The sequence below is a fragment of the Bradyrhizobium sp. USDA 327 genome (assembly GCF_041262065.1).
GTDB lineage: Bacteria > Pseudomonadota > Alphaproteobacteria > Rhizobiales > Xanthobacteraceae > Bradyrhizobium > Bradyrhizobium liaoningense.
Map to the genome: position 1 here is coordinate 6,782,059 of NZ_JBGCCW010000001.1, position 24,788 is coordinate 6,806,846.

At 65.6% G+C, this 24,788-nt stretch carries 19 protein-coding genes and 1 tRNA gene; 9 read left to right on the forward strand and 11 right to left on the reverse strand.

The window, feature by feature from the left end; genetic code table 11:
• Nucleotides 1-334 precede the first annotated feature (334 nt).
• Nucleotides 335-1,714, forward strand: a complete 1,380-nt coding sequence (locus ABIA42_RS32070; RefSeq protein WP_370117632.1) for a sigma 54-interacting transcriptional regulator — start codon at nt 335-337, stop codon at nt 1,712-1,714.
• A gap of 167 nt (nt 1,715-1,881) precedes the next feature.
• On the opposite strand, the gene ABIA42_RS32075 is transcribed toward ABIA42_RS32070, so the two are convergent.
• From ABIA42_RS32075 to ABIA42_RS32100, 6 genes are all read right to left on the reverse strand, one after another.
• Nucleotides 1,882-3,075, reverse strand: coding sequence for a hypothetical protein (locus ABIA42_RS32075; RefSeq protein ID WP_370117629.1), 1,194 nt, complete (start codon nt 3,073-3,075; stop codon nt 1,882-1,884).
• A gap of 26 nt (nt 3,076-3,101) precedes the next feature.
• Nucleotides 3,102-4,355 carry a hypothetical protein gene (locus ABIA42_RS32080; RefSeq protein ID WP_370117626.1) on the reverse strand — a complete coding sequence of 418 codons (1,254 nt, stop codon included), beginning with the start codon at nt 4,353-4,355 and terminating at the stop codon, nt 3,102-3,104.
• Nucleotides 4,356-4,425: 70 nt separating this feature from the next.
• Nucleotides 4,426-6,429, reverse strand: coding sequence for a hypothetical protein (locus ABIA42_RS32085; protein ID WP_271527802.1), 2,004 nt, complete (start codon nt 6,427-6,429; stop codon nt 4,426-4,428).
• A gap of 19 nt (nt 6,430-6,448) precedes the next feature.
• Nucleotides 6,449-7,723, reverse strand: a complete 1,275-nt coding sequence (locus ABIA42_RS32090; protein ID WP_370117624.1) for a hypothetical protein — start codon at nt 7,721-7,723, stop codon at nt 6,449-6,451.
• A gap of 35 nt (nt 7,724-7,758) precedes the next feature.
• Complete coding sequence (locus ABIA42_RS32095) at nt 7,759-9,030, reverse strand: hypothetical protein (RefSeq protein ID WP_370117622.1); 1,272 nt, start codon at nt 9,028-9,030, stop codon at nt 7,759-7,761.
• A 498-nt stretch (nt 9,031-9,528) separates the two neighbouring features.
• Nucleotides 9,529-9,618, reverse strand: a tRNA-Ser gene (locus tag ABIA42_RS32100).
• A 236-nt stretch (nt 9,619-9,854) separates the two neighbouring features.
• Here ABIA42_RS32100 and ABIA42_RS32105 point away from each other — a divergent pair.
• Nucleotides 9,855-10,718, forward strand: a complete 864-nt coding sequence (locus ABIA42_RS32105) for an alpha/beta fold hydrolase (protein ID WP_370117619.1) — start codon at nt 9,855-9,857, stop codon at nt 10,716-10,718.
• Between the two features lie 179 nt (nt 10,719-10,897).
• Here ABIA42_RS32105 and ABIA42_RS32110 read toward each other — a convergent pair whose 3' ends face one another.
• Nucleotides 10,898-12,028, reverse strand: coding sequence for an ROK family protein (locus tag ABIA42_RS32110; RefSeq protein ID WP_271527810.1), 1,131 nt, complete (start codon nt 12,026-12,028; stop codon nt 10,898-10,900).
• Between the two features lie 330 nt (nt 12,029-12,358).
• Between ABIA42_RS32110 and rplU the strand changes: the two genes are divergently transcribed.
• From rplU to ABIA42_RS32125, 3 genes are all read left to right on the forward strand, one after another.
• The gene (rplU, locus tag ABIA42_RS32115; RefSeq protein WP_124163569.1) at nt 12,359-12,745 is read left to right on the forward strand and encodes a 50S ribosomal protein L21; all 387 of its coding nucleotides are present in this window, start codon (nt 12,359-12,361) and stop codon (nt 12,743-12,745) included.
• Nucleotides 12,746-12,847: 102 nt separating this feature from the next.
• Nucleotides 12,848-13,117: a 50S ribosomal protein L27 gene (gene rpmA / locus ABIA42_RS32120; protein WP_008538809.1), complete on the forward strand. Its 270-nt coding sequence runs from the start codon at nt 12,848-12,850 to the stop codon at nt 13,115-13,117.
• 140 nt (nt 13,118-13,257) lie between these two features.
• A complete protein-coding gene (locus ABIA42_RS32125; protein WP_370117614.1) occupies nt 13,258-13,851 on the forward strand; it encodes a GNAT family N-acetyltransferase in 594 nt (197 codons plus the stop codon).
• A 182-nt stretch (nt 13,852-14,033) separates the two neighbouring features.
• Here ABIA42_RS32125 and ABIA42_RS32130 read toward each other — a convergent pair whose 3' ends face one another.
• Nucleotides 14,034-14,948 carry a DMT family transporter gene (locus ABIA42_RS32130; RefSeq protein WP_370117611.1) on the reverse strand — a complete coding sequence of 305 codons (915 nt, stop codon included), beginning with the start codon at nt 14,946-14,948 and terminating at the stop codon, nt 14,034-14,036.
• 267 nt (nt 14,949-15,215) lie between these two features.
• Here ABIA42_RS32130 and ABIA42_RS32135 point away from each other — a divergent pair, with 267 nt between their 5' ends.
• The 3 genes from ABIA42_RS32135 to ABIA42_RS32145 all read left to right on the forward strand — a co-directional run bounded on the left by ABIA42_RS32135 (nt 15,216) and on the right by ABIA42_RS32145 (nt 18,655).
• Nucleotides 15,216-15,698, forward strand: coding sequence for a MaoC family dehydratase (locus ABIA42_RS32135; protein WP_370117608.1), 483 nt, complete (start codon nt 15,216-15,218; stop codon nt 15,696-15,698).
• Between the two features lie 85 nt (nt 15,699-15,783).
• Nucleotides 15,784-16,824 (forward strand): GTPase ObgE, encoded by a 1,041-nt coding sequence (gene obgE, locus ABIA42_RS32140; protein ID WP_028180026.1) that lies wholly within the window; start codon nt 15,784-15,786, stop codon nt 16,822-16,824.
• A gap of 196 nt (nt 16,825-17,020) precedes the next feature.
• Nucleotides 17,021-18,655, forward strand: a complete 1,635-nt coding sequence (locus ABIA42_RS32145; protein WP_370117605.1) for an alkaline phosphatase family protein — start codon at nt 17,021-17,023, stop codon at nt 18,653-18,655.
• A gap of 129 nt (nt 18,656-18,784) precedes the next feature.
• On the opposite strand, the gene ABIA42_RS32150 is transcribed toward ABIA42_RS32145, so the two are convergent.
• Complete coding sequence (locus tag ABIA42_RS32150; protein ID WP_370117602.1) at nt 18,785-19,750, reverse strand: Bug family tripartite tricarboxylate transporter substrate binding protein; 966 nt, start codon at nt 19,748-19,750, stop codon at nt 18,785-18,787.
• 204 nt (nt 19,751-19,954) lie between these two features.
• Between ABIA42_RS32150 and proB the strand changes: the two genes are divergently transcribed.
• Entirely contained in the window at nt 19,955-21,076 is a 1,122-nt protein-coding gene (gene proB, locus ABIA42_RS32155; protein ID WP_370117599.1) for a glutamate 5-kinase, read from the forward strand.
• A 31-nt stretch (nt 21,077-21,107) separates the two neighbouring features.
• Here proB and ABIA42_RS32160 read toward each other — a convergent pair whose 3' ends face one another.
• Both ABIA42_RS32160 and ABIA42_RS32165 read right to left on the reverse strand, forming a co-directional pair.
• A complete protein-coding gene (locus tag ABIA42_RS32160) occupies nt 21,108-23,651 on the reverse strand; it encodes an autotransporter domain-containing protein (RefSeq protein ID WP_370117596.1) in 2,544 nt (847 codons plus the stop codon).
• Entirely contained in the window at nt 23,648-24,697 is a 1,050-nt protein-coding gene (locus ABIA42_RS32165) for a hypothetical protein (RefSeq protein ID WP_370157188.1), read from the reverse strand. The genes ABIA42_RS32160 and ABIA42_RS32165 overlap by 4 nt, the downstream gene beginning before the upstream one ends.
• Nucleotides 24,698-24,788: the final 91 nt, after the last annotated feature.

The following is a 24,788-nucleotide window of genomic DNA, read 5'->3' on the forward strand; positions in this document are numbered from 1 at the left end:
AGCGGCACAGATTCGGGTCTTTCCCGATTTCAACCAGCATGAGAAACTCCCGCCAAGCCGAGCAAGCATGAAGTTCTGCCCCCTTGCCGCGTCGATTCTGCGTTCTGGAGTCGCCCCGTGTTTGGTGCTGGATCATATTCTTCGATTGCCGGAGCTCCATCGAGCCACCCCGTCTTTGCTTCAATGCCGTTGCTATCGAGTAGGCAGCCTTCGCACTGCCCGGCTCGCGAGAGCCAGTGCCGGGAATTCCGGCACGGCACTGACGATCACGTAATAGCCGTTCGCACCTGAGGGCAGGATCGCGAGGTCCTGTATTTCCTGTCCGGAGCAGGCCATGCATCGTGAGCCGTGGTTGCATGTATGGGACAAGAACGAGTCCTGCGACCGAAAGACGTTGCTCGAGTCGCTCGCCGGCGCGGGCATTCGCCCACGCCCGTTCGATTCCAGTGCGGAGGGCGACGGAATTCTGTGCATCGCGCGGTTGAACGAGGACATTTGCGAATTCGTTCGCGAGCACACGCGCAATCACGGGCGGGTCCTGGTGCTGGAGACCGCTGGCGCGGCCGCAGACGGTGCGCAGGCCTGGCAGCTGTTGCACGCCGGCGCATCGGACCTGTTGACATGGTCGTCGGCAGCCGGCGTCGCCGAACGCATCAAGGCGCGGTTCGCGCGCTGGCAGGCCGTCGACGCGCTCATGCAATCCGCAGCGGTAATGGACCGGCTGGTCGGCGGGACCGCCGCATGGCGCGCGACGCTGCGTCAAGTCATCGAGATTGCCCGCTTCACGTCCGCCTTTGTCCTGCTGACCGGCGAGAGCGGCACCGGCAAGGAGTTGCTCGCGCGTCTCGTCCATCAGCTGGATTCGAACGCGGCCGAAAGCGAGCTGGTCGTCGTCGACTGCACGACGATCGTGCCGGAACTATCCGGCAGTGAGTTCTTCGGACACGAACGCGGCGCCTTCACCGGGGCCGTGGCGATGCGCGACGGCGCTTTCGCGGCGGCCGACGGCGGTGTGCTGTTGCTCGACGAGGTTGGCGAACTCCCGATGCCGCTGCAGGCGCAGCTGCTGCGCGTCATCCAGGAGGGCGCCTACAAGCGCGTCGGCGGCAACGTCTGGCGGCACGCCGCGTTTCGCCTCGTCAGTGCAACCAACAAGAACCTGATCGAGGCGATCGCGGACGGCTGTTTCCGCAACGACCTGTACTATCGCATCGCCAGCTGGGTGGTCCGGGTACCCAGCCTGCAGGAACGACGCGAGGACATTCTGCCGCTGGCCCGGCATTTTCTGCGCGTGTTCCGCCCGGACATTCCGGACCTCGACTTCGAGCCCGCGGTGCGCAGTTTGCTGCTCGCGCGGGTGTATCCGGGCAACGTCCGGGATTTGCGACATCTTGTGGCGCGCATCGCGAGCCGCCATGTCGGACCGGGCCCGATCACCGTCGGCGATGTACCTGTCGACGAATATCCCGTAATCGGCGCCGGAGATGGCCAGTGGCTCAACGCGGATTTCGAGCAGGCGATCCGCCATGCGGTCGACATTGGAGCCGGATTGAAGGAAATCAGCCAGGCCGCCGCCGAAACCGCCATACGCATCGCCATCGACAGCGAGGACGGGAGCCTGCAGCTCGCCGCGCAGCGCCTGGGCGTGACAGACCGTGCGCTGCAGATGCGACGCGCCGCGCGGCGCGCTCACAACGGCAATTCGGGCACTTAGTCGAGAGGATCGGTCGAAGCGTTTTGCCGTAGCGCGATGACCGCCGGCAATCCGGCTTCGAATTCGAACGTGTCCGGTGGGATCCGGAAGTTGCTTGCCACAGTTCCCCTCGTTTCTCCGCGGGTCGACCGGCTTGTTGCGACGCGCGATTGTTTCGATGAGCATCATCATTTGAAGCAAGGGTAGAGGCTGAGAGGATTGATCTGCTGCTTTGCCACCCAATCTCTCAACCGCCGGACACGCTGCGACACCGCGCTTTGTCGCAGCTCGAACATCTGATTGATCATGCGTATGCCGCCACGGATCCTCTCCTCGAGGATGGTCATGTCGCGCCAGATCTCCTTGTCTGTCTTTTTCGGACCCGGTTTGGCGAGGTGAGGGGCCTGGCCCCAGGCCCGAACGGATGGGATCAGGAACTCGATCGCGTCGCTGAATTCCGGTTCTGTCATGTCGACGTACCGGTCGTACCGGTCCACGGCGTCAGCCGTCAGATACCGCATGTCGTTTCCGGGCCGTGCAATCTGGTCAACAAGACACAGGATTCGCCGTCGCTTCGCCTCGTTGACGGGCATGCCGAATTGGTCCCACTTGCCGGTGCGCCCAAACAGCTCGCGGGCCCTCAGGATGACCCGCCCGATATATTCGGGGTCTTCCTCGATGTTGGGCGTGGGGGCCGGGAAGCGCGCTGTGACAGGCTCCTGAGCAAATGAGATTTCGCGCTTGCTCTCGATGAGCACGCCACGGTTTTGCGCGCGTCCTTGCACCGTGCTGTTGTCGACGATGTAGGAACCGGGCAATGCCGCGGCAACTCCGACCTTTCCTCTCAGATACCTCCAGTCGGAGCCGGCAAGCTGCTGGAGCAGTTGCTCCATCTGTCGCGCGCGGCCGAGGCGAAGGGCACGGTTGTCTTTCTCCCGGCCGACGCAATCGCTGTAACCGGTGATCGAGATGGTGGTGCTGGGATTGGCGCGAGCGACCTGGATGATCTCCTTGAGCCAGCTCCTCAGCGCGGCGTCTCTTCTCAGGGACGCTTTCGGAGCGGGCTGATCGACGCCGAAATCCATGACCAACAAGCCGCCGCTGCTGGGCCTGGTGACGTCGGATGGCAGATGCCCTTGCGCGGTTCGGGACTTCTCCACCTCGCCCCGCTGATACGGCGGACATACTGCCCGGGGCGGCGGCGCTTCATATTCAGCGAAGGCGCCTTCGGACTCGGCCCATCCGGTTTCGTACTCGTCAAACTCCGGCTCGAATTCGAACGCCTCGGGTTCGATATAGAACTCCTCGGGCGGCGCCTGGCCCTGCGCCGGCCACAGGTTGCGGGTGCGGAGCGGCTTGGAGATATTGAATGGGCTCGTCATGTCACCCTCCCGTTGTCGTCAGTGCGTTACGGGCCTGATCGCCGGCCACGACCGGGCGCGGCCCCGGTGACGCGGATGATCTCCGACTTCATGATCAGCACCCCGCGGTTCTGCGCGCGCCCGGCAACCGTGCCGTTGTCGGCGATGAATTCGTCCCTCGGTGCCGCCCAGGCGTCGAGCCTCGAGCTGAGGAATGCGCGGTCAGGACCCGCGAGCCGCAGCAGCAGTTCCTTCACGCGTTCGGCCCGGCCGCGGCGCAGGAAGCTGTTGTTGTTCTCACGCCCCACGCAATCGCTGAAGCCAACGACCGAGAGACCGACCGCGGGATTGGCCCGCATCTCGGCGATTGCGCTCGCAAGCCAGGCCTGCAGCGTGGCGTCATGGGCGAGGCTCGGCTTGGTATGGCGCCAATCGACGCCGAAGTCCGCGACCAGCGCCTGGCTTGGCTGCGGGAAGACATCGGCAGGAAGGTGACCCGCCTCGGTCCTCGACTTCGCGACCTCGCCGGGCGCGTAGGCAGGACACGGACCCGTGAGCCGCTTCGGCGTATACCAGCCCTGTTCGTATTCGTCCTCGAACTCGTCCTGTTCGCCCTCGTAGCCGTATTCCGACTCGAACTCGAAGGCCTCCGGCTCGATAAAGAACTCGCCTGACTGGCCGGTGGGTGGCGGCGCTGGAGGCTCGGCCGGCGCGGGACTTGGCGGCTCAGCGTCAGGCGGCGGCGCCATCTGTACCATCGGCGCAACAACCGGAGGCGGTGGCGGCGGCTCGACATAAGCCGGCTCGGGGTATTGCGGTTCGTCGTAAGGCTGCGGGTACCGCATTTGGCCGTATGGCCAGCCACCGCCATACCAGCGACGCCAGCGGCGCCAGCGCGGGGCTATGCCGGCCGTATAGGGCTGCTGCCAGTAGCCATAACGTACCGGCTGCTGCATCCCGTAAACCTGCGATCCATAGACTGGCCGCGCCGACCACCACCGACTGGCTCCAAAGGGACGCGAGCCATAGACAGTCGAACGATAGGGACGCGCCGCGTAGTAGCGCGAAGCCTGGCCGGACGGCGAGTAACGGAACGACGGTGCGCTGACGCGCGATGTGTATGGCCGTTGCGGGTAAGCGCGCGGCGGCAGACGCGACAACCGTCGCCGGTGATCGCGGATCTCCGCTTCGCCGAATTCGGCTTCATCGGACTCCGCTTCGCCGAATTCTGCCTCGCCGAATTCGTCCATCTCGGAATTGAACTCGAAGTCGCTGCGTTCGCTCTCGAATGCCCTGTTCATGATGTCCTCACTGACAGTTTGGTTGCGCGACCGGAGACGAGATCCCAGTGATGCTGCCGCGGCCGGCCCTTCACCGGGACCGCTGCATCGCCAACCGGTTCTGAAGGTGGATCGCCGGCATGGTGTGGTCGACCATCTCGGCGTTGGTGAGATCCATGCCGGTGACGGCACGGTAGGCGTGCAGGTATCCCTGGACCTCGGGTCGCCAGGAGCGGGCCCAGTTCTTCGCCGCCTCCTCGTTGTTGACGTCGATCCAGTCGCCGTAGCGGATCGTCAGCAGGATCTGCTCGCCATAGACACCGAGGTCGCGGAAGTAGGTGACCGGAATGTCGGTCCATCCCTGCAGCGCCTTCATGGTGTCGACCGTCGCCATCCACGGCTCCTTGTAGGGCACCATGCGGCGGCCCTGCAGGAAGTCGCGCATCTCCGGCCGCGACAGCAGCCATTGCTGCATCAGCATCTCGGCGCGCGCCGTCCACGGCAGATCGCCGAACTGGTTGTTCGCGCCTTCGGCCAGCAGGATGTGCACCTCCTGCAGCGCGTTGAGCAGCGCGAAGCCGTCGGCGATTACCGTCGTGTCGTTGTCCTCCTTGTAGAAGATCGAGCAGCGGTGCAGCAGATGGTGGAATGCCTCGAGGAATTTCGACCGGCTGTCCGCCGACCGCAGCGGCGGCACCGCCTTGCCGTAAAGCTGCAGGCCATACTGATGGTCGTATTCATAGGCGCGGCGCTTCACGGACAGCAGGTTCGGCTCGTCCTGAATGTAGCCCCACAACAGGTTGCCGAGCGGACGCAGCGGATCGATCTCGAGATGGGCGAGCGGATCGCGGTCTCCCCGCGCCCGCACGTTCTGGAAGCGCCGCGCGATGGCGCCGATGCTCTGCACCAGCATGCCTTCCTCGTGCCAGTACGACCAGATCAGCTCGAGCAGGCACGGCACCTGGATCCGCGAGCTGAGCACGCCATAGCAGTGCAGGCTGGCGATCTCCGTTTCGCCCTGGAAAGCGCTATCGAGTACACGCTTGATGTAAGGCAGCTGTCCGTGCGGGATGTAGGCGCAGAGCCGCGCGCGCAGATCCTCCAGCGTCACCTGCTCGCCGAAGCGCAGCGACTCGTCGTCCGGATCGAGATTCTTGATCTCCGCATGACAGCCGCCGCATTCCAGCAGCAGGAACACCTGCGTAGCGGTCTTCAAGAGCTCGTAGGCTCCGACACCGTAGCTGAACGGCTGCAGATCGCGCGCGTCGCGCACCAGCCGGCTCGCGAGCATCGAACCGCGGCCGAGGAGGTCGGTTTTCTGCTTGCAGAGCACGCCTTCGATGAACTCGGCATAGCGGGCGCCGCTGATCTGCCCCGTGCAACTGCGGATCAGCGACCAGAACGCCTGGTCACGGGTGCGTAGTGCGGCCGGACGCTGCAGCGACACGCGCAACGTGTCGCCGCGGCCGAGCGGCTGTGCCCTGACGCGTCCCGTGCCGGTCAGCACCACGGGATCGTGCCCGGACGTCACGGCGGATCCCCGTTCGTCCACCAGCCAGGCGCTGACGGTGTGCGTGCCGGCGAGCATCCCGCTCGTATCCCAGAACGCCTTCGTGACTGAGGTGTTGTCGCGGCGGATCGTCCCCTTGTTGCCGGCGTCAAACCGCCAGTGCAGCTTGGCGCGCTCTACGGGGGGGCCTGCCACTTCGAGGTCGATCGGCTCGCCCTCTTCAACGCCCCTTTCGCCGTCATTGACCTCCAGATGCCACTCCGGCCCGCCCTCGGCCCGGGTGGCTACGGTGTGGATCCACGTCTCACCGATCACGTGCGGCTTCTCATTCCTGGCGGCCACTGCGACGGTCGCGTGGTAGACGGCCGTTGACATCTTTTGCGGCGTCCATCGTGCCATTCGCGGATTGTGCGCATCGAGCTCGATATCCACGCCGTCGATTGCGAACACCGGGGGGCCGTGCTCCGCCGTGATCCTCTCCAGCTCCAGATCCGAGAGATTGACCGTGAGGGTCACCGTGTCACTACTCCGCAGAACCAGGTTGGCACTCGCCTGGAGCTCGACCGTCTGAATCTTCTTGATCATCTGATCCTCCTTTGAGCCTTCATGCAGCGCGGGCGCGCGCAACCGGCGCGGCCGCACAGATTTCCGACATGTCCAACGTGGCGCGCAGCGCCCAGAAGGCGAGCAGCTTGCAGAGCAGCAGGCTCTCGTCCTCGGGACTGAGCTTGCCGTCCGAGCGCGCTTGTCCCATCACGGCAAAGACCAGCGTCGGCTTCGCGCGATACATTTCCGATGGCTGCGCCTGCCAGGACCGGAACAGCGCAGCGAGCCGCGCGGGCTGCCGCGCCCCGGTGTCCATCACTTCGGCGAGCGACCGGCCGCGCAACGCCAGCGGCCGGTGGTTGATCAGCGCGGCCGCAAAAGCGGGCATGGTCGCCTGCAACTCCTGCAGCAGCGCCTGCATCTCCGCCGCCACGCCGTCCGGTGGGTAGAACGACTCCCATGTCGCGCTCAGCCGCTGCCATTGCGGGTGCGGATAGAGCGCATCTCCGATCGCCGCGCTGAGCTTGACGCGGATCCACGGCATCGGATGCGGGTCATCGGCGTTGAGGCGAAACACGAAGGCGCGCGGCAGGCTGACGACACCGATGAGCCCGAGGGTGGACGCGATTCCGACCCGCGCGACCGACCAGAAATCGGCGACGATCTCGGAGATCCAGCGTTCCCACAATTGCCAGGCGCGGCGGGCGGCTCCGGCTCCACGCTGCAGCCGCCACAGCGCCGGCCGGAGCGAATTGACCAGATCCAGCAAGGCTGCCGCCTGATGCCCGACCTCGTGCACCAGCGACGACGCGATGCTGGTGCCGACCATGCGCTCGCGCGGAACGCGGATGATGGCCACCGGACTCTCGCCGCCGCCGGGCATGCGCGTGCGCGCGCGCCGTATCGCTGCGCCGATGTCGCGATCGAGATAGCAGATGACCGGCGGCGGATCGTAATAGCCGGGCAGCGCGAGGGCCTCGGCCGCCACCACGTCGAGCCCGGACAGCCAAACGCCCGACTCGTTCTCGCTACGCTGCGTGATCACATCTGCGAAGGTGTCGAACTGGGTCAGCACCGCGTTGAACTTGAGACGCAGCACCGCGAAACGGCGCTGCGCCTCCTCGGCGCTGACCTCGTCGCCAGCCGCATTCAGCCAGGCCAGGTAGCGGCCGACCATGAGCCTCAGCTCGCGGCGCCCGGCGAGCAGGAAGCGGTCGATCGCGACCTCCGCGGCCGGGAGCAACGCCGCTGCGGGCAGCATCGGCTCCTGCAGCGCAAACGGCTTGACCAGCGCCAGCCGCGCCAGCAGGGCGCGCGTCTCGTGCAGCAGCATCGATTTTGCGAAGGAGCCGATCACGATACCCTGCCCTAGACGCCGTAAAGTACGATCTTGTTGCCGCGACGCCGCCAGCGGCCGCGCTGACCGCAGCGACATGGTCCGAGGTCGGGAGCGGGCGGCCGCAGCAACGCCGGAGCCAGCGCATTCGCCGCCTGGGCAATACCGGCTTGGGCCGCCTCCATCGCCTCGACATGCGGCCCCGCCGCGACCGTGTTCCTGACGGCGTCGGCGCCGACGCGCACGAACTGCCGCGCGCCGGCGAATTCGCGATCCTCCTGTTCGAAACTTTCCGCTTCCATCTCGTTGCCCGCCATCGCCGCGAGGCCGGTGCCGATCTGCGCACCGAGCGGCCCACCAACGAACGTGCCGAGCGCACCCGCAGCGTGCGGCAGGATCTGCCGGACCGCGCCTTTCAGGATCCCGCCGATCGCCTGGCCGGACGGGGAGCTCACGAAGCTGCCGAGCGCACGCCCGGCCTTGCGGATCAGGTCGCCGAGAAACTGATCGAGCTCCTCCTCGCTGTTGACTTCCATCAGTTGCGCGGCGAGCTCCATCTCCTCGGCTTCGTTGAATACGGTTTCGCCGGGCCATTCGAGCTGACCGGCTTCGTAGTTCTCCAACTCGGGATCGGTCTCGAGCTGAATGCGGCCAATGTTGTGCATGCTGTCCTCCGCAGATCGAATGTGGATGGGTCCGCCCGAACGGTCGCGTTGCGACTGCCGCCGACGTTTGCGGCCGCGCGGGATCGTGTAGCGCCACAATCCCGGCGCGTTGCGCCGCGCCGCGGCCGCGATCGCGAGTCGAGCGGTTGTCGCCGGCTCCTGCGATCGCGGTGCCCCGATCGCGTCGCCCACCGCCTCGCTGGCGAAGCGCACGAAGCGTTTTGCCGCTGCAAGCTCGCGGTCCTCCGGGCCCAGTCCCTCGAGCTCGAGGCCGAATGCTCGCCCGGCCATGGAGGCTAGTCCGCTGCCTATCGAAGCGCCGAGCGGTCCGCCCGCGAAAGTCCCAAGCGCGCCGCCTGCGAGCGGCAACGCCGTTTTGATCACACTTTTCAGCCGGGAGCCGATCGCCTTGCCGAGCGGCGAGTGCACGATCGAGCCGGCCGCGCGGCCGACCTTGCGAATGAGATCGCCGAGGAACTGGTCGAGCTCCAACTCGTTGCTGACCGCCAGCAATTCGCTGGCGAGGTCGAGCTCAGTCGATTCGTCGATGATCTCGCGGCGATCCGAATCCGCCAGCTCCGACGCCTCGGCCTCGAAAGTTTCCCATTCGGGACTGTATTCGGTGAGTGGGCTGGGCATTCCGAATTCCCGGGGCCAGGCAATCGCAACCGCGCGACGCTCATCGTCCCTCTCCGTTTCGCAAGGCGTGTGCCAGCCGCGCGGTCATTGAAAATGCGAGGAAAATCCCGCGATGGCCCTCGCCCGCGGGGAAGATGGATTCGCCGTAGCGGGGGAGCTGGCGAAATTGCCTTCGGGCTATCCCCGGCGACGCGGAGCCGCATAAATGCGCAGGAGGGGGCGACGTTGCGCGCCGGTTGTTCGCGGATTCGGTCCTCGATCGGGCCCCGATCAATAGGCAACTTCTCCGCAACCATGTGCCGGCTAGCGCTGGCGCGCGGCAAGTCTGCTCGAAGCGATTGACCGACGTTCGCCGGGAAAGTCGTGTCTCAAGGCGCTTCCAAGTCAGGCAAATATCGTAAGCGAGAACCGCGCATGCCAAACCGCTGGGCTACCCCAGATGCTCCGGGGTGCAGAAAAGGCCTAATCTTGCGGGGCTTTCTCGAGGCTGTTTTGTTATGGCGGAGAGGGAGGGATTCGAACCCCCGATAGGCTTGCACCTATGCCGCATTTCGAGTGCGGTGCATTCAACCACTCTGCCACCTCTCCTGAAGGCGCCATTGCGGGGCTGCGGCCCCTGTGGTTGGGGGCGTTAATAGGCGAGGATGGCTGGCCAGACAAGGCGCGAAAGGGGAAAATCCGCAGTCTCTTTCAGCCCTTGTCCCGGGCGCACCGCTCCGATGAATCGCAACGGGAGCCCTGGATTCTCGTTTTGACGCGTTTTCTCGGGCGCGAACCGGTGTCCCGTTCGCCCGGAAACGCTTCTACCCCCGAAAGGAACCGCCATGGAGCATCTGACCATCTCGGCCAATGGCGCCGATTTTCACCTGGTTCGCACCGGTCGGGGCAAACCGCTGCTTTTGCTGCATGGCTGGCCGGAATTCTGGCTGACCTGGGAGCCGGTGATGGCGCGTCTTGCGGATCGCTTCATGCTTGTAGCGCCCGATCTGCGCGGCTCCGGCGACAGCGACAAGCCCGATGGCCCCTACGGGCCGGACGGCCACGCGGCGGACATGCTGGCGCTGATGGACGGGCTCGGCGTCAGCCGATTCGCAGTCGTCGGCCATGACGTCGGCGGCGCCGTCATGCAGCCGCTGGCCCGGCAGGCGGGCGAGCGGCTCGCCGGGCTGTTCTTCTTCGATTTCGTCTATCCCGGGATTGGGCCGCGGATGGCGGCGCCTGATCGGCTCAACCACATCTGGTACCAGTCGTTTCACCAGATGGAGATGGCGCCGAAACTCGTCGGCGCGAGCCGGGAGAGCTGCCGGCTCTATATCAGCCATTTCCTGAAAGGCTGGGCACACCGGAAAGGCGCCTTCGACGACGTCCTCGACGCCTTCGCCGACAATTTCTTCAAGGACGGCAATCTTGCCGGCGGCTTTGCGCATTATCGCGCTTCCCATGCCGGGCGTGTCGCGATGATGAAGGGCGAAGCGGTGCCGCTGCCGCCGATCGATGTGCCGACATGCGTGCGCTGGGCCGAGCACGATCCGCTGTTTCCGTATGCGTGGACCGATCGGCTGGGCGAGACCTTCACCAAGCTCGATCTGGCGATGTTTCCGGATGTCGGCCACTTCCCGCATCGGGAAGATCCGGATCGCGCGGGAAGCGAGATCGCAGCGTTTTTTCAGCGCATCGGCTGGAGTTGAGGCATCCCAAGAACGGGGTGGGACCGCCAGACGCGGTAAACACTGGCGGTCCCGTGCCGCTCATTGAAATACTGGCCAGGAAGGGCGGCTTCGCCGGCCGAGTGAAAGCGGCGATTTCGACCGTAGCGTGTAGTCCGCATGGCGCAACGCAATCCGCCCCTTAACCTAACCAGTCAAGGTTACTCCTTGTCGTTCTTGCCCTTTTTCTTCCCGTTCTCCGTGGAATCGCGGTCTTTGCCGTTGCCGTTCTCCTTGCGGCGGTTGGTGAAGCGCGCGTTGCCGAGCCCGGTGCCGATGGTGAGCACGCCCCAGCGCTCGACATCCTGCATGAACGGCACTTCCGACAGACCCTGAACGACGCCGTCATTGTGCATCAGGATCGCCGTGTCGTGCTCGCCGATGACGGGGATCGCCTCGATGAGGCTCGCCGGCAGGTTGAACTTGCTGCTCTCCCAATTGCCCGGCAGGTTCTGCGCGCCCTTCTCGATCGAGCCGTCCGGGTTGATCACCCCGGGGCATGCGATGCCGATGAAAGGCGCGAGCTTGTAGCCTTCGTTCTCGGCTTCCGTGATCAACCCCTTCAGCATCTTGGTAAGCCGCTTCACCGCGGCTTCGCGCGTCGGCTCGTCGTCGGCGTGGCGCCACAGCTCGGAATGCACCACCTTGGCCTTCGACAGATCCTTGGCCTTCTTCCAGCCGGTTTCCACTAGGCCGCAGCGGATGTTGGTGCCGCCGATGTCGACGGCGAGGATGCTGTCATGGGCTTCGAAGATCCAGGACGGCGCCAGATGCAGCGCGCCGATGAGGCCGGCTTCGTCGGGATGATGGCGGATCGGCTGCAGGTCGATCTTGAAGTCGTCCGACTTCAGGATGATCTCGGCGCGGGCGATCACGAGCTCGCCGAGCCGGGAATCGCGAAAGCCGCCGCCGACGACGATGCGCTCGGTCTTGGCCCAGGCCTTGGTCTTGAGGAAGCGGCGCGTGACATAGGCGAGCTCCTGGGCGAAATCCTCGATCGCGCTGTGCACCACGGCCGAGGCCTCGGTGTCGTCGCCGACCAGGATGGCGTCCAGCGTCTTCTTGTTGATCTCCTCCGTCGGCACCTTACCGAACGGGTCCTCCCCCGTCTTGCGCAGCGGCTTGCGCCAGTGGTCGAGAATGTCGCGAAACGCGCCCTTGCTGGCGCGGTCACCGAGAAAGCCGCTGTCGTCCTTGATCTCGATGTTGAAGCTGTCGACATCGACCGACGGCAGGCGGCTCGCGCCGTGCTGGGCGATGCCCGTTGTCTTGACCAGCTCGTCCGTTGCCATGATAGCCCTTGCCCGCGAGAGATTTGCGAGGACAACGGCGAGGGAACCCGTTGGTTGCAGCCCGGCCCGAGATTCCCCGCGGCCCTTGCAAACGCTCCAAATCCTTCAAATCTCGGGCCTTTTCCCGCGGTTTTCCTTGACTCGCGGCATCCAGCGGCTATAAGTCCCACAGCCGGCGCGGGGCGTTTCTCGCGCCGCTTGCTTTTGCGTGGGTTTTCAAGGGGATAAGTCCCGCCCGCACAAACGCGCATGAACCCTTAGCGACTGACAAAAAGCCGGCCCCGACGATATCAGTCGCGAGGCCGGGATTGAACACGAAGGAAAAAAACGATGTTCGCAGTCATCAAAACCGGCGGCAAACAATACCGCGTCGTGCCGGATGATGTCCTGGAAGTAGGCAAGATCGAAGGCGAAGTCGGCTCGATCGTGCAGTTGAATGAAGTTCTGGTGGTCGGCGGCGACACGCCGGTGCTGGGCGTCCCGACGGTGGCGGGTGCGTCCGTTGCGGTCGAGGTGCTCGACCACAAGCGCGGCCCCAAGGTCATCGCGTTCAAGAAGCGCCGCCGCAAGAATTCGCGCCGCAAGCGCGGCTACCGCGACGAGATCACCGTGCTCCGCGTCAGCGAGATTCTGACGGACGGCGCCAAGCCCACCAAGGGCCCGCGCCCGAAGCGGGAGAAGGTAGCCAAGGAGCCGGCAGCCGAAGCCGCCGAGTAACGAGAATCGATCACGCCAGTTCACGAATTGATGCGTGAGACCTTTTGAAATGATTCCGTCAAGGAATTGACCTAGACATACGCAGGATTTCGGAGACGAGCCATGGCTCACAAAAAAGCAGGCGGTTCATCGCGTAACGGACGCGATTCCAAAGGCAAACGCCTCGGTATCAAGGCGTTCGGCGGGGAGATCGTCACTCCCGGCAACATCATTGCGCGTCAGCGCGGCACGACTTGGCACCCGGGCCTTAATGTCGGCATGGGCACGGACCACACCCTGTTCGCCAAGATCGAGGGCCGCGTTGCGTTCCAGGCTAAAGCCAACGGCCGCACCTTCGTATCGGTACTCCCGATCGCCGAGGCGGCTGAATAGACGGTGGATCAAATTTGGAGTCCGCCGGGTCCTGACTGAACCGGCGGAGTCCACAAGCAGGCTCCAGGGGAGGCGGGAAACCGGCCTCCCCTTTTCTTTGACTTGCTCACTTCGAATTAGTGACTTTCACGGAGCCGGACATGTTGCAGGATTTCTCGAGCGTGACCTTGCAGGAGGCGAGACCCAGCGTCGTCGCCACCGAGCGGCTGACCTTGCGGCGGCCGACCCTCGCCGACGTCAGGACGATCGCCCGGCTCGCCAATGACCGCCGCGTCGCCGAGAACACCCGCCGCCTTCCGCACCCCTATTCGCAGGACGACGCCGTCGAATTCATCCGCGCCACCGCCGCGCTCGGCAGCGAGACCGTGTTCCTGATCGAGCACGACACCGGGCCGGTCGGCATGGTCGGCATCGACTGCTCCACGCCCGGCAACGCCGAGCTCGGCTACTGGCTCGGCGTCGAGCACTGGGGCCAGGGTTTTGCCACCGAAGCCGCGCGCGGCGCGATCGACTTCTTCTTCGAGGAGTTCGAGGACGAGCATCTCCATGCCGGTGCGCGCGTCACCAATCCGGCCTCGCGCAAGGTGCTGGAGAAGTGCGGCTTCCAGTGGAGCGGCGTGCAGCTGCACCGCTTCCTGGCGCTGGGCTCCTCGACGCCCGTCGACTGCTTCCGCCTGTCACGCGGCGTGTGGGCATCGCTGAAGAGCTGGAGCAGCGCACGGCGCATGAAATAGCGCAAGAGCGCACCACATTCTCCGCTGTCGTCCCGGGGCACGACGAAGTCGCGAGCCCGGGACCCATAATCCCAGGGAGGAGTGAGGGAGGAAACTCCCACTCCGAGTCTTCGTCAAACCACTCCCTTTGGGTATGGGTCCCGGGCTCGCGCTCCGCGCGCCCCGGGACGACGAGGGAGCGTTCACGCAGGCGGATTCACGTCGGCGCTCGCGCGTCCGAGATCGCGCTCGCGCAAATAGATGTAGAACCCGGCGCCGATGATGATGGCGGCGCCGACGAGGGTTGCGATCGACGGCACGTCGCCGAACACGACGAAGCCGAAGATCACGGCCCAGACGATCATCGAATATTGGTAGGGCACCACGACGCTCGCCGGCGCCAGCTTTAGCGAGCGGTTGACGCAGAACAGCGCGGTCACCGAGATGCATCCGGCCAGCGCGAAGATCACGAGGCTGCCTGGCGTCGGCGGCACCCAGTGGAACGCCGACAGCACGGCACCCAGCGAAAACGTGCCGATGAATTGCGAGGACGCCATCACGATGTCGGGTGTCTTGCGCAGGCTGCGCGTGATCAGCATCAAGGTCGCAAACGACAGACTTCCGCCGAGCGCGATCAGCGCTGGCAGGCTGACGGTCTGCGCGGAGGGGCGCAGCGCGATCAGCACGCCGCAGAAGCCGACCAGGATGGCGGTCCAGCGCCGCCAGCCGACCTTTTCCCCCAGGAAGATCGCCGACATCGCCGTGACGAAGATCGGACCGGCCAGGTAATAGGTGATGACATCGGCAAGCGGCAGATAGACCGTCGCGAGGAAGAAGGCAGCCACCTCCAGCGTCGACAGCACGACACGGAACAGCTGCAAGCCCGGCCGCTCCAGATGCAGGAACTGGTGACGCTGCGTCCAGATCATCGGCGCCAGCAAGAGCAGCGCCGCGCAGGCACGCAGGAACAAGAGCTGCCCGACCGAATAGGTGCCGACCAGAAACTTGCCCATGGCGTCGCCGAACGAGAACATGAAGATCGACAGCACCATCAGCGCGATGCCGGCCAGCCGCGCCGAGCGGTCGTCATAGGCGGAGAGGTTCTTGAACAGGGGCATCGACAGAGTTTGTTTCGGGAAATGCGTCATTGCGAGCGAAGCGAATCAATCCAGGCTGCCACCACGGCGGCAGCCTGGATTGATTCCTCGCTGCGCACCTCGCAATGACGGAGGACAGGGCAGCAGCGCGATCGATAGGGCGTCGGGAGGTCCTTTTAATGGCGACAAGGCACCAAACAAGTCCGAGTTCGATCAATTGAACGCATTGTCGCACTGCGCGCGGCGCGATACGGATCATTCCCCAAGTCCGTTCCGATGGTGCAGCGCATGACCGACTTCGATCCCGCCCAGCATCGCATGATCCCCGCGCAGCGCTGGTTTGAGGATTTCGTCGTCGGCGAGCGCTTCGTGCTGCCGAGCCGCACCCAGACCTCGGCGGTGTTCGCTGCATTCCAGACCGCGAGCGGCGACACCCATCCGGTGCACTACGACGTGGAATATTGCCGCAGCCGCGGCATGCCGCATCTGCTCGCCCACGGCTTCCAGACCTTGATCCACACCGCGCCCGGTGCCGGCCTGTTTCCGTTCATGGTCGAGGACTCCCTGGTCGGCTTCCTCGAGCAGTCGAGCCGGTTCCTCAAACCGGTGTTCGCCGACGACACGATCTACCCCGCGCTCGAAGTCATCGAGCTGGTGCCGGGACGTACGACCGGCGTGGTGACGCTTCGAAGCACGATCTTCAACCAGCGCAAGGAGCTGGTGCTGGAGGGCATGCAGAAATTCCTGATCCGGCGCCGCCCGGCAGGTTAAGCAAGGCGGGACTTCGGGAGAAATTCGGTCAATCCGCGGGGCAATGCGGGTTGCCGCGGGGCACCGGCTGGCCTACCTATGGCCGATGAAATTCCTCGACGAAGCAAAGGTCTATATCCGCTCCGGTGATGGCGGGAACGGCTGCGTGGCGTTCCGCCGCGAGAAGTTCATCGAATTCGGCGGTCCCTCGGGCGGCAATGGCGGCCGCGGCGGCAACGTCATCATCGAGGTCGCCGATGGCCTCAACACGCTGATCGACTACCGCTACCAGCAGCACTTCAAGGCCCAGAAGGGCGAGAACGGCTCCGGCTCGGACCGCCACGGCGCCAACGGCAAGAACATCGTGCTCAAGGTGCCGGTCGGCACCCAGATCTTCGACGAGGACCGCGAGACGCTGATCCACGACTTCACCAAGGTGGGCGAGAAGTTCGTGCTGGCCGAGGGCGGCAATGGCGGCTTCGGCAACGCGCATTTCAAGTCGTCGACCAACCGCGCGCCGCGCAACGCCAATCCCGGCCAGCCCGGCGAGGAGCGCTGGATCTGGCTGCGGCTGAAGCTGATCGCCGATGCCGGCCTCGTCGGCCTGCCCAATGCCGGCAAGTCGACCTTCCTCTCCAAGGTCAGCGCGGCGAAACCGAAGATCGCCGACTATCCCTTCACCACGCTGCATCCGCAGCTCGGCGTCGTGAATGCCGACGGCCGTGAGTTCGTGCTGGCCGATATTCCCGGTCTGATCGAGGGCGCGCATGAAGGCGCGGGCCTCGGCGACCGCTTCCTCGGCCATGTCGAACGCTGCCGGGTGCTGCTGCATCTCGTCGACGCAACGTGCGAGCACGCTGGCAAGGCCTACAAGACCGTGCGCAAGGAGCTCGATGCCTATGGCGGACAGCTCACCGACAAGATCGAGATCGTCGCGCTGAACAAGATCGACGCGGTCGAGCCGGACGAGCTCAAGAAGCAGAAGGACCGCCTCAAGCGCGCCGCCAGGAAGACGCCGCTGCTGCTCTCGGGCGCGACCGGCCAGGGCGTCAAGGAAGCGTTGCGCGCGCTTGCCGAGGTGATCGGCGAGGCCCCGGTGTCCAGCAAGGCCAAGAGCGCCGCCGAAGCGGAGCCATGGTCGGCGTGAAGTAAGCAGCGCTCTCCACACCTCTCCCCACCGGGGAGAGGTCGATTTGCGTTAGCAAATCGGGTGAGGGGATCAGGTCCCACGAGACACCGTAACCCCTCACCCGGCGCTACGCGCCGACCTCTCCCTGTGGGAGAGGTTTTCTTCGCACCATCAATAGCGCTATATCAAGCGAACGAAGGGTGGAGCGAGACGCATGGCGCGCGCGAAGAACGTTCTCTGGATCATGTGCGACCAGCTTCGCTATGATTATCTCGGCTGCACCGGCCATCCCACGCTGAAGACACCGAACATCGACGCCATGGCCAGGCGCGGCGTGCTGTTCACCAACGCCTATGTGCAGTCGCCGATCTGTGGCCCGTCGCGGATGTCGTTCTACACCGGGCGCTACATGCGCTCGCACGGCTCGCATTGGAACGGCTGGCCGCTGCGCGTCGGCGAGCCCACGCTCGGCGATCACCTGGGCAAGATCGGCGTGCGCAACGTGCTGGTCGGCAAGACCCACATGGCGCCCGACCTCGAGGGCATGAAGGCGCTCGGCATCCCGCCGGAATCGATCATCGGCGTGCACGTCGCCGAATGCGGTTTCGAGCCCTATGAGCGCGACGACGGCCTGCATCCGACGGGTCGTCCGCGGCCGAAATACGATGACTATCTGCGCCAGCAGGGCTTTGAAGCCACCAACCCCTGGGAGCACTGGGCCAATTCAGGCGCGGCCGACGATGGCTCCTTGCAGAACGGCTGGCTGCTGGTGCATGCCGACAAGGCCGCACGCCTGCCGGACGAGCATTCCGAGACGCCCTACATGACGCGGCGCGCGATGGATTTCATCAGCGAGGCCGAGACCGACGGCCGGTCGTGGTGCCTGCATCTGTCCTACATCAAGCCGCACTGGCCCTACATCGCGCCAGAGCCCTATGCGAGCATGTATTCGACCGACGACATGATTCCGGTGATCCGCTCCGAGCGCGAGCGCCAGAATCCGCATCCGGTGTTCGGCGCCTATATGGACATGCGCTACTCCCGCAACATGGCGCGCGATGAGGCCCGCGAAAAGGTGATCCCGACCTATATGGGCCTGATCACGCAGATCGACGACCAGATGGGCGTGCTGATGAAGTTCCTGGAGGAACGCGGCCTGCTGGAGACGACGATGATCGTGTTCACCTCCGATCACGGTGATTATCTCGGCGATCACTGGATGGGCGAGAAGGATCTGTTCCACGAACAGTCCGCGAAGATCCCGCTCATCGTCATCGATCCCTCCAGGGAAGCCGACGCCACGCGAGGCACGCTTTGCGATGCGCTGGTGGAGGCGATCGATCTCGCACCGACCTTCGTCGACTATTTCGGCGGCAAGGTGCCGGGCCACATCCTCGAAGGGCGCTCGCTGCTGCCGCTGCTGCGTGGCCCGAAGCCATCGGATTGGCGCAAGGTTGCGTTCTCCGAATATGACTACGCCATGCAGGACGTGCGGCTGAAGCTGAACCAGCCGATCGAACGCTGCCGCCTGTTCATGGTGTTCGACGGCCGCTGGAAGTACATCCACGCCTCCGGCTTCCGCCCGATGCTGTACGATCTCGAAACCGATCCGGACGAATATCTGGATCGCGGCGACGATCCGGAATGCGCGGGCATCGTAGCTCGGTTGCAGGCCGAGCTGTTCGACTGGGCGCTGCATCCCAACGACCACATCACGACGCCGCGCGAGAAGATCGCGGCCTATGCGGAGAACCAGCTGCAGGTGAAGGGTGGGATTCTGATCGGCATCTGGGACGAGGCCGAGCTTGCAGCAATCAAGGACGGTATCGCGCAGCGCGCGAAGATGTGAGTGGAGGGAGGCTCTCTCCATTCGCCCGGGCTTGACCAGGGCACCCACGTCTTGCGGTAAGCGCGGACGCACGTGGATGGCCGGGTCAAGCCCGGCCATGACGACTGAGTGTGTGTCGCCGCGGGAGATTCAATTCTCGATCTTGTAGCCCGTCGCCTTCACGATCGGCTGCCACAACGCGATGTTCGCTGCCAGCTCCTTGGTGAGCCCATCTGCATTGCTCCCGACCGGAATCATCCCGATCGCCGTCAGCTTCTCCTTCACCTCGGGCTTCGCCAGCGCGGCGCTTGCGGCTGCACCAAGCTTGCTCGCAAACTCCGGCGGGCTGCCGGCGGGAAGCCACATGCCGTACCAGGCGTCCGCGACGAGATCGATGCCGCTCTCCTTCAGCGTCGGGACGTCGGGAGCAAAGGGCGAGCGCTCCGCGCTCGCGACCGCGACGATCTTCACCCCCTTGGCGCGATGCTGCGGCAGCGCGTCGGCCAGCGTGGTGATGCCGAACGAGATGTGGCCGCCGACGAGGTCGTTGAGGATCGGCGCGCTGCCGCGATAGGGCACGCGGGTCAGGGCAATGCCGAGGTCCTTCTCCAGCTTGGAGCCCGTGAAATGAGGGATGGTGCCGTTGCTCGGCACGCCAAACGACGTCTTGTCGGGATGCGCCTTCAGCCAGGCGACAAAGTTCTTGAAATCCGGGGCGTCGACCCCCGGGCCGATCACGACGGCGAATTCGAACCGCGCCAGCAGCGACACCGGCATGAAGTCCCTGGCCGTGTCGAAGCTCGGTGTCGTCTCCACCATCGGCAGCAGGTACATGGTGGGCCCGGTCGTCACCAGCACCATGCTGCCGTCGGGACTTGCGCCCTTCACCGCCTTGATGCCGATCAGGCCGTCGCCGCCGGTGCGGTTCTCGACCACGATGGTCCGTTGCAGCACCGGGGCCATCTCCTGCGCGATCAGCCGGCACAGCGTGTCGCCGCCGGCCCCGGCCGCGAAGGGGAAGATGATCTTGCTCAGCCCGGCCTGCGCTTGCGCCCCACCCGCTTGCGCCAGGAGCGGCAGGCCGAGGCATCCGGTCATGAATTTGCGGCGGTCCATACGTTTCCTCTCCAGCTCCGTTTTTGGTTGCCGGCATTAGAACCGGAACGGCGTCCAAGACAAGGCCGCCGTCGGCCGTTTACCATCTCGCCCGCCTTGCGCCGGCCATCGTCCTGCTGCAAAAGCAGGCCTCACCGGCGCCGCTCTTTCGCTCCGCCGCTTCCGATGCAGAGCAATTCGCCACACGCGCCAGCACATACCCACATGGCCAGCCCCGAACTCAGTCAATTCCGCCGTATCGTCGTCAAGGTCGGCTCCGCGCTGCTGGTAGATTCCGACAAGGGCGAGGTGCGGGCGTCCTGGCTCGCCGCGCTCGCCGACGACATGGCCAAGCTGCACAACGAAGGGCGCGATGTCCTCGTCGTCTCCTCCGGCTCGATCGCGCTCGGCCGCAGCCGCCTCAAGCTGCCGCGCGGCCCGCTGAAGTTGGAGGAGAGCCAGGCCGCCGCCGCGGTCGGCCAGATCGCGCTGGCGCGTATCTGGTCCGAGGTGTTGGGGGCGCACGGCATCGGCACCGGCCAGATCCTGGTGACGCTCCAGGACACCGAGGAGCGCCGCCGCTATCTCAACGCCCGCTCCACCATCGGCAAGCTGCTGGAATGGCGCGCGATCCCCGTGATCAACGAGAACGACACGGTCGCCACCAACGAAATCCGCTACGGCGACAATGACCGCCTCGCCGCGCGCGTCGCCACCATGGCGAGCGCGGACCTCCTGGTGCTGCTGTCCGATATCGATGGGCTCTACGACGCGCCGCCGAAGAACAACCCGAACGCCAGACTGATCCCGGTGGTCGAGAGCATCTCCTCGGAGATCGAGGCGGTGGCGGGAGACGCCGAGTCCGAACTGTCGCGCGGCGGCATGCGCACCAAGGTCGAGGCGGCCAAGATCGCCACCACGGGCGGTACCCACATGCTGATCGCCTCCGGCAAGATCGAGCATCCCCTGCAGGCGATCGCCAATGGCGGCCGCTGCACCTGGTTCCTGACGCCGGCCAACCCCATCACCTCGCGAAAGCGCTGGATCGCAGGCACGCTGGAGCCGAAGGGCACGCTGACGATCGATGCGGGCGCCGTGACGGCGCTGCGCGCCGGCGCCAGCCTGTTGCCGGCCGGCGTGATCAAGGTGGAGGGCCAGTTCGCCCGCGGCGATGCCGTGATCGTCCGCGGCCCCGACACCAGCGAGGTCGGCCGCGGTCTCGTCGCCTACGACGCCGAGGATGCCGACCGCATCAAGGGACGCTCCTCGCCCGATGTGATGATGATCCTCGGCATCAGCGGCCGCTCCGAGATGATCCACCGCGACGATCTGGTGGTGGGCGGGTAGCAGCCGACTGATCCCGCCTGACCATCATGTCCTACCAGGCATAGCGGATGACGCCTTTGCCGGCGTAGCTCCTGACAACGTGGGAGAAGGCCCCTTCGAACGACGCGGCGATCGAGAAGCCATTGCGCCACGCGATCTCGGCGGACGCGGTGGCAAGCGCCGCGTCCGGACCCGGCGATGCACCGCCCACGACCAAGCTTGCGCCGGGCAAGGTCTGGAAGGTGGCGACGATGTTGCGATCGATGCCGTATTCGTGCGCCCACGCGGCGCGGCCGCGAACGGTCATCACCGCCTCATCGATCAGGAACGATCTGTCCGTGCGCAGCCCGATCTCGCTGCGCGTCGCAGTCGCGGTCTTCGCCACATAGCTCAATGCGAAGGTGCCGGAGCCGGCCAGCACCTGCTCGGCATAAGCCGGCAGGTCGAACGCGGTGACCTGCGCAGCGGCATAGGGTGTCACGCCGAGCCAGGGCGTCGCGAAACGGTAGCCGGCCTCGGCACGTCCGGAAAAGGCGTTGGCATTGAAGCGCGCCTGCAGCCGGTCGCTGCCGGCAACGCTGATGGTGCGATCGGTGGTGACCTCCTGCCAGCCATAGGCGAGTGCTGCGGTGACAAAGGCCGGCCCGGCGGTATGCCGCATGAAGGCGCCGGCCTGGAATAGATCGGAGCGGCCGCCGCCGCCATTGGCGACGTTGAAGCTCGTTCCGCCGCCTGCCAGGGCGACGCCCGCGACCGTGCGCGGAGACAGCCACACATCCGCACCGACCGCGGTGCCGGCAATGCGGCTGGTGGCAGTGTTGGAGCCGATCGCTGCATTTCCGTCGGTCGTCTGCGTCCCACCAAAACCCGCGGCCCAAACGCGCCAGCGCGGATCGAAGCCCGTGCGCGAGGGTGTCTTGGTCATCATGCCGTAGGCCTCTCGCTCGGCGCCGCTGCGCTTGCCGGCCGCGGCGGCATAGCCCATCGCGCCATCCGTGTCCGCCCCGCGCGATCCGCGGCCATCGACGAACGAATCGGTGAGCACGCCGAGAAACTGATCCATGGCGTCGAAGGTCGTCTGTTGCGCGCCGGTCGCGGTTTCGCCGGAGAGCTGGGTCAGTGCGCCCGCAAGCGGGGCACCGGTCAGCCCGAACACCGCGACGAAGCCGGGCGGCAGTGCGCCGCCGCCGTTGAAGAAGCCGTTGAGCGCATCGGCGACGTTGCGCTGGTTGCGGTTCAACCCGCCGGAGGAGAGCGCGCCGAGTTGGGCCGTCAGATTGATCAGCACGTCGGTTGTCGTGGTTTGCAGGTCGACGTTGAAGCCGGCCGGCAGGGCGACGGTAGAGAAGGTCGCAAAACTGCCGCTGATCGACGTCGCATGCAGGATCGAATAGCTGCGGGTCAGATAGGTCCCTGACGCAAACGAGGCGATAACGCTGCCCGCGAGCGTCGCGCTGCCGTTGACGATGGCGCCGGTCGTTGCGGTCGGATTGAGTTGAACCAGATAGACCGCGCCCGACTGGAAGGCGAGGTTGCCGGCGATCGTCATTGCACTGCCCGGCGTGCCCGAGCCGGGCGCGAATATCGCGCCGCTCTGGATCAACGTGTTGCCGAGCGTGCCGCTGCCGCTGAGGATGGCGCCGCTGAGAATCGTGGTCGAGCTGGAAGAAGCAATCGAGCCATTCACCCGCAGCTCGCCGCCGCCAACGAGCGTCACCCCGCTGTAACTATTGACACCGCCGAGCACCAGCAGACCGCTGCCAGTCTTGGTCAGCGCGATCGGCCCCGTGCCGTCCCCGATCGTGCCGGAGAACACCGTCGAGGCGTTATTGCCGCCGGCAGTCAGGACGGCGGCGACGCCGCTGTTGGTGACGGTGCCGGCACCGGCCAGCGATCCCACGGCGTTGGAGAATCCGGCGAGGTCGAGAATTGCACCGCTGGCAACCGTCATCGCGGAATTGTTGCCGAAAGCGCTGGTCGATCCGGCCTGCAGCGTCCCGGCATTGACCACGGTCGGGCCGGTATAGGTATTCACCCCCGAAAGAACGAGCGATCCGGCATAGCCGCTCTGGTTGTTGACGACGACATCGCCCGAACCCGACAGCACGCCGCTCAGGTTCACCGTGTTGCCGGTGAGAACGTTGTAGGTCGGATCGCCGGTGGCCGTGATGTTGTTGGCAACACTGAAGCTGCCGTTGAAGTTCACGGTAACGCCGGTTGCACCGCCGTTGAGCGTCAGCGCGCCGCTGCCGAGTGCGCTGCCGCTGCCGATCACGAGCGTAGAGCCCTCGTTGATGGTGGTGCCACCGCTATAGGTGTTGGGGCCGGCAAGGGCGAGGGTGCCGCCGCCGCTTTTGGTGAGCGCGACGCTGCCACCCTGGTCCGCGGCGTTGGTGCCACCGCCGGGATTGGTCCCGCCCGAGCCGATGTAATCGGCGATCGTGTCGGCAATCGATTGGCTGCCGGACCCGAAAGCGAGCGTGGTCGTGGTGCCGCTGGTGCCCTGGAAGAAGATGCCGGAACCGTAAGCGCTGCCTGAAGCGCCGTAGCCGCCGCCGCCGCTGCCGCCTGCAACGCTGTTGCCGTTGACGATCAACGAGCCGCTGACCGTGACGGTACCGCCAGTCTGGACATAGACCGCGCCGCCAGCGCCGAGCCCGCCGCCGCCGCCCGCGGCAAGCGGGACAGACAGGCTGACATCCGCAGCGCCCGCGCCGAACCCGCCGGTTCCGGCTGTGCGCGTAGCAGAGTATACGGCGGCGCCGCCGCCACCGAAACCGCCATCACCCCCGACGGCGCTAACCCCGCTGTATGCCCCGCCGCCGCCGCCGCCGTACCCGCCTGCGCCGCCGGTGCCTTGACCCGTGATGGTAAAGCCGCCGCCGCCCCCGCCGCCGAACCTCCGCTGCCGCCCTGCGAATCACCAGACGTAAGAGTCGCATTGCTCCCGCCGCCGCCGCCACCGAACCCTCCGCTACCGCCGGTGCCGGCGTTCATTGTGCCGGTACCACCGTTGGCGCCGCCACCGTTGGTCCCAAGACCGCTCACGCTGTTGCTGCCGACAGCCAGCCCGCCGCCGCCATTGCCTGCGGAGCTTGAGCTGCTTCCGCCATTTCCGCCCATGCCACCACCACCGCCGCTCAGGTTGTTGGTAAAGGCGCCGCCCGCGCCCCCGCTCGCATGGTTGTTGCTCAAGCTCACATTGTTGAGCGTCAGCGCGCCGTTGCTCGAGACGAACACCGCGCCGCCGAGACCGGCACCGCCGCCGCCGCCGTCGATGCCGCTACCGCCCTGCGCCGCCGCGTTGGCGATGGAGAGGTTCGCGATCGTGACCGAATAGGTCGAACCGGTCGTCCCGGCGTCGCCGATGAAGAACGGACGATAGGTCCCGGCACCGCTGATGACCGGGTTATTGCCGTTGCCGTCGATGGTCAGGTTCTTGGTGATGACAGGCAGTTCACTCGCGAGCGTGATGGTGCCGCCAGTCTGGAAAACAATGGTATCGCCATTGCCCGCGCTGGTGAGCGCCGCCCGCAGGCTTCCGGCGCCGGCATCGGCCGTGGTCGTCACGAACAGCGTGGCTGCATTTGCGTGCCAGGAGAGGCCGAGCATAGTGGCGAGCAGCGCGACGCGCAGCGGCAATCCGGGAGACTTCAATGTCGCAAACCTCGGGCGAAAGCATGCCGCGATTGCCTCGAAGCTGGGCACGCGCGACGTCGTAGGGCGCGGGGCA

Bases quoted from the DNA above. Each gene is read 5' to 3' on its own strand.
- ABIA42_RS32105 (WP_370117619.1), top strand. From the start codon at position 9,855: ATGGAGCATCTGACCATCTCGGCCAATGGCGCCGATTTTCACCTGGTT.
- ABIA42_RS32085 (WP_271527802.1), bottom strand. From the start codon at position 6,429: ATGATCAAGAAGATTCAGACGGTCGAGCTCCAGGCGAGTGCCAACCTG.
- ABIA42_RS32075 (WP_370117629.1), bottom strand. From the start codon at position 3,075: ATGACGAGCCCATTCAATATCTCCAAGCCGCTCCGCACCCGCAACCTG.
- ABIA42_RS32070 (WP_370117632.1), top strand. From the start codon at position 335: ATGCATCGTGAGCCGTGGTTGCATGTATGGGACAAGAACGAGTCCTGC.
- ABIA42_RS32130 (WP_370117611.1), bottom strand. From the start codon at position 14,948: ATGCCCCTGTTCAAGAACCTCTCCGCCTATGACGACCGCTCGGCGCGG.
- ABIA42_RS32080 (WP_370117626.1), bottom strand. From the start codon at position 4,355: ATGAACAGGGCATTCGAGAGCGAACGCAGCGACTTCGAGTTCAATTCC.
- ABIA42_RS32150 (WP_370117602.1), bottom strand. From the start codon at position 19,750: ATGGACCGCCGCAAATTCATGACCGGATGCCTCGGCCTGCCGCTCCTG.
- ABIA42_RS32145 (WP_370117605.1), top strand. From the start codon at position 17,021: ATGGCGCGCGCGAAGAACGTTCTCTGGATCATGTGCGACCAGCTTCGC.
- proB (WP_370117599.1), top strand. From the start codon at position 19,955: ATGGCCAGCCCCGAACTCAGTCAATTCCGCCGTATCGTCGTCAAGGTC.
- rplU (WP_124163569.1), top strand. From the start codon at position 12,359: ATGTTCGCAGTCATCAAAACCGGCGGCAAACAATACCGCGTCGTGCCG.
- ABIA42_RS32090 (WP_370117624.1), bottom strand. From the start codon at position 7,723: ATGCTGCTGCACGAGACGCGCGCCCTGCTGGCGCGGCTGGCGCTGGTC.
- ABIA42_RS32125 (WP_370117614.1), top strand. From the start codon at position 13,258: ATGTTGCAGGATTTCTCGAGCGTGACCTTGCAGGAGGCGAGACCCAGC.
- rpmA (WP_008538809.1), top strand. From the start codon at position 12,848: ATGGCTCACAAAAAAGCAGGCGGTTCATCGCGTAACGGACGCGATTCC.
- ABIA42_RS32110 (WP_271527810.1), bottom strand. From the start codon at position 12,028: ATGGCAACGGACGAGCTGGTCAAGACAACGGGCATCGCCCAGCACGGC.
- obgE (WP_028180026.1), top strand. From the start codon at position 15,784: ATGAAATTCCTCGACGAAGCAAAGGTCTATATCCGCTCCGGTGATGGC.
- ABIA42_RS32135 (WP_370117608.1), top strand. From the start codon at position 15,216: ATGACCGACTTCGATCCCGCCCAGCATCGCATGATCCCCGCGCAGCGC.
- ABIA42_RS32095 (WP_370117622.1), bottom strand. From the start codon at position 9,030: ATGCCCAGCCCACTCACCGAATACAGTCCCGAATGGGAAACTTTCGAG.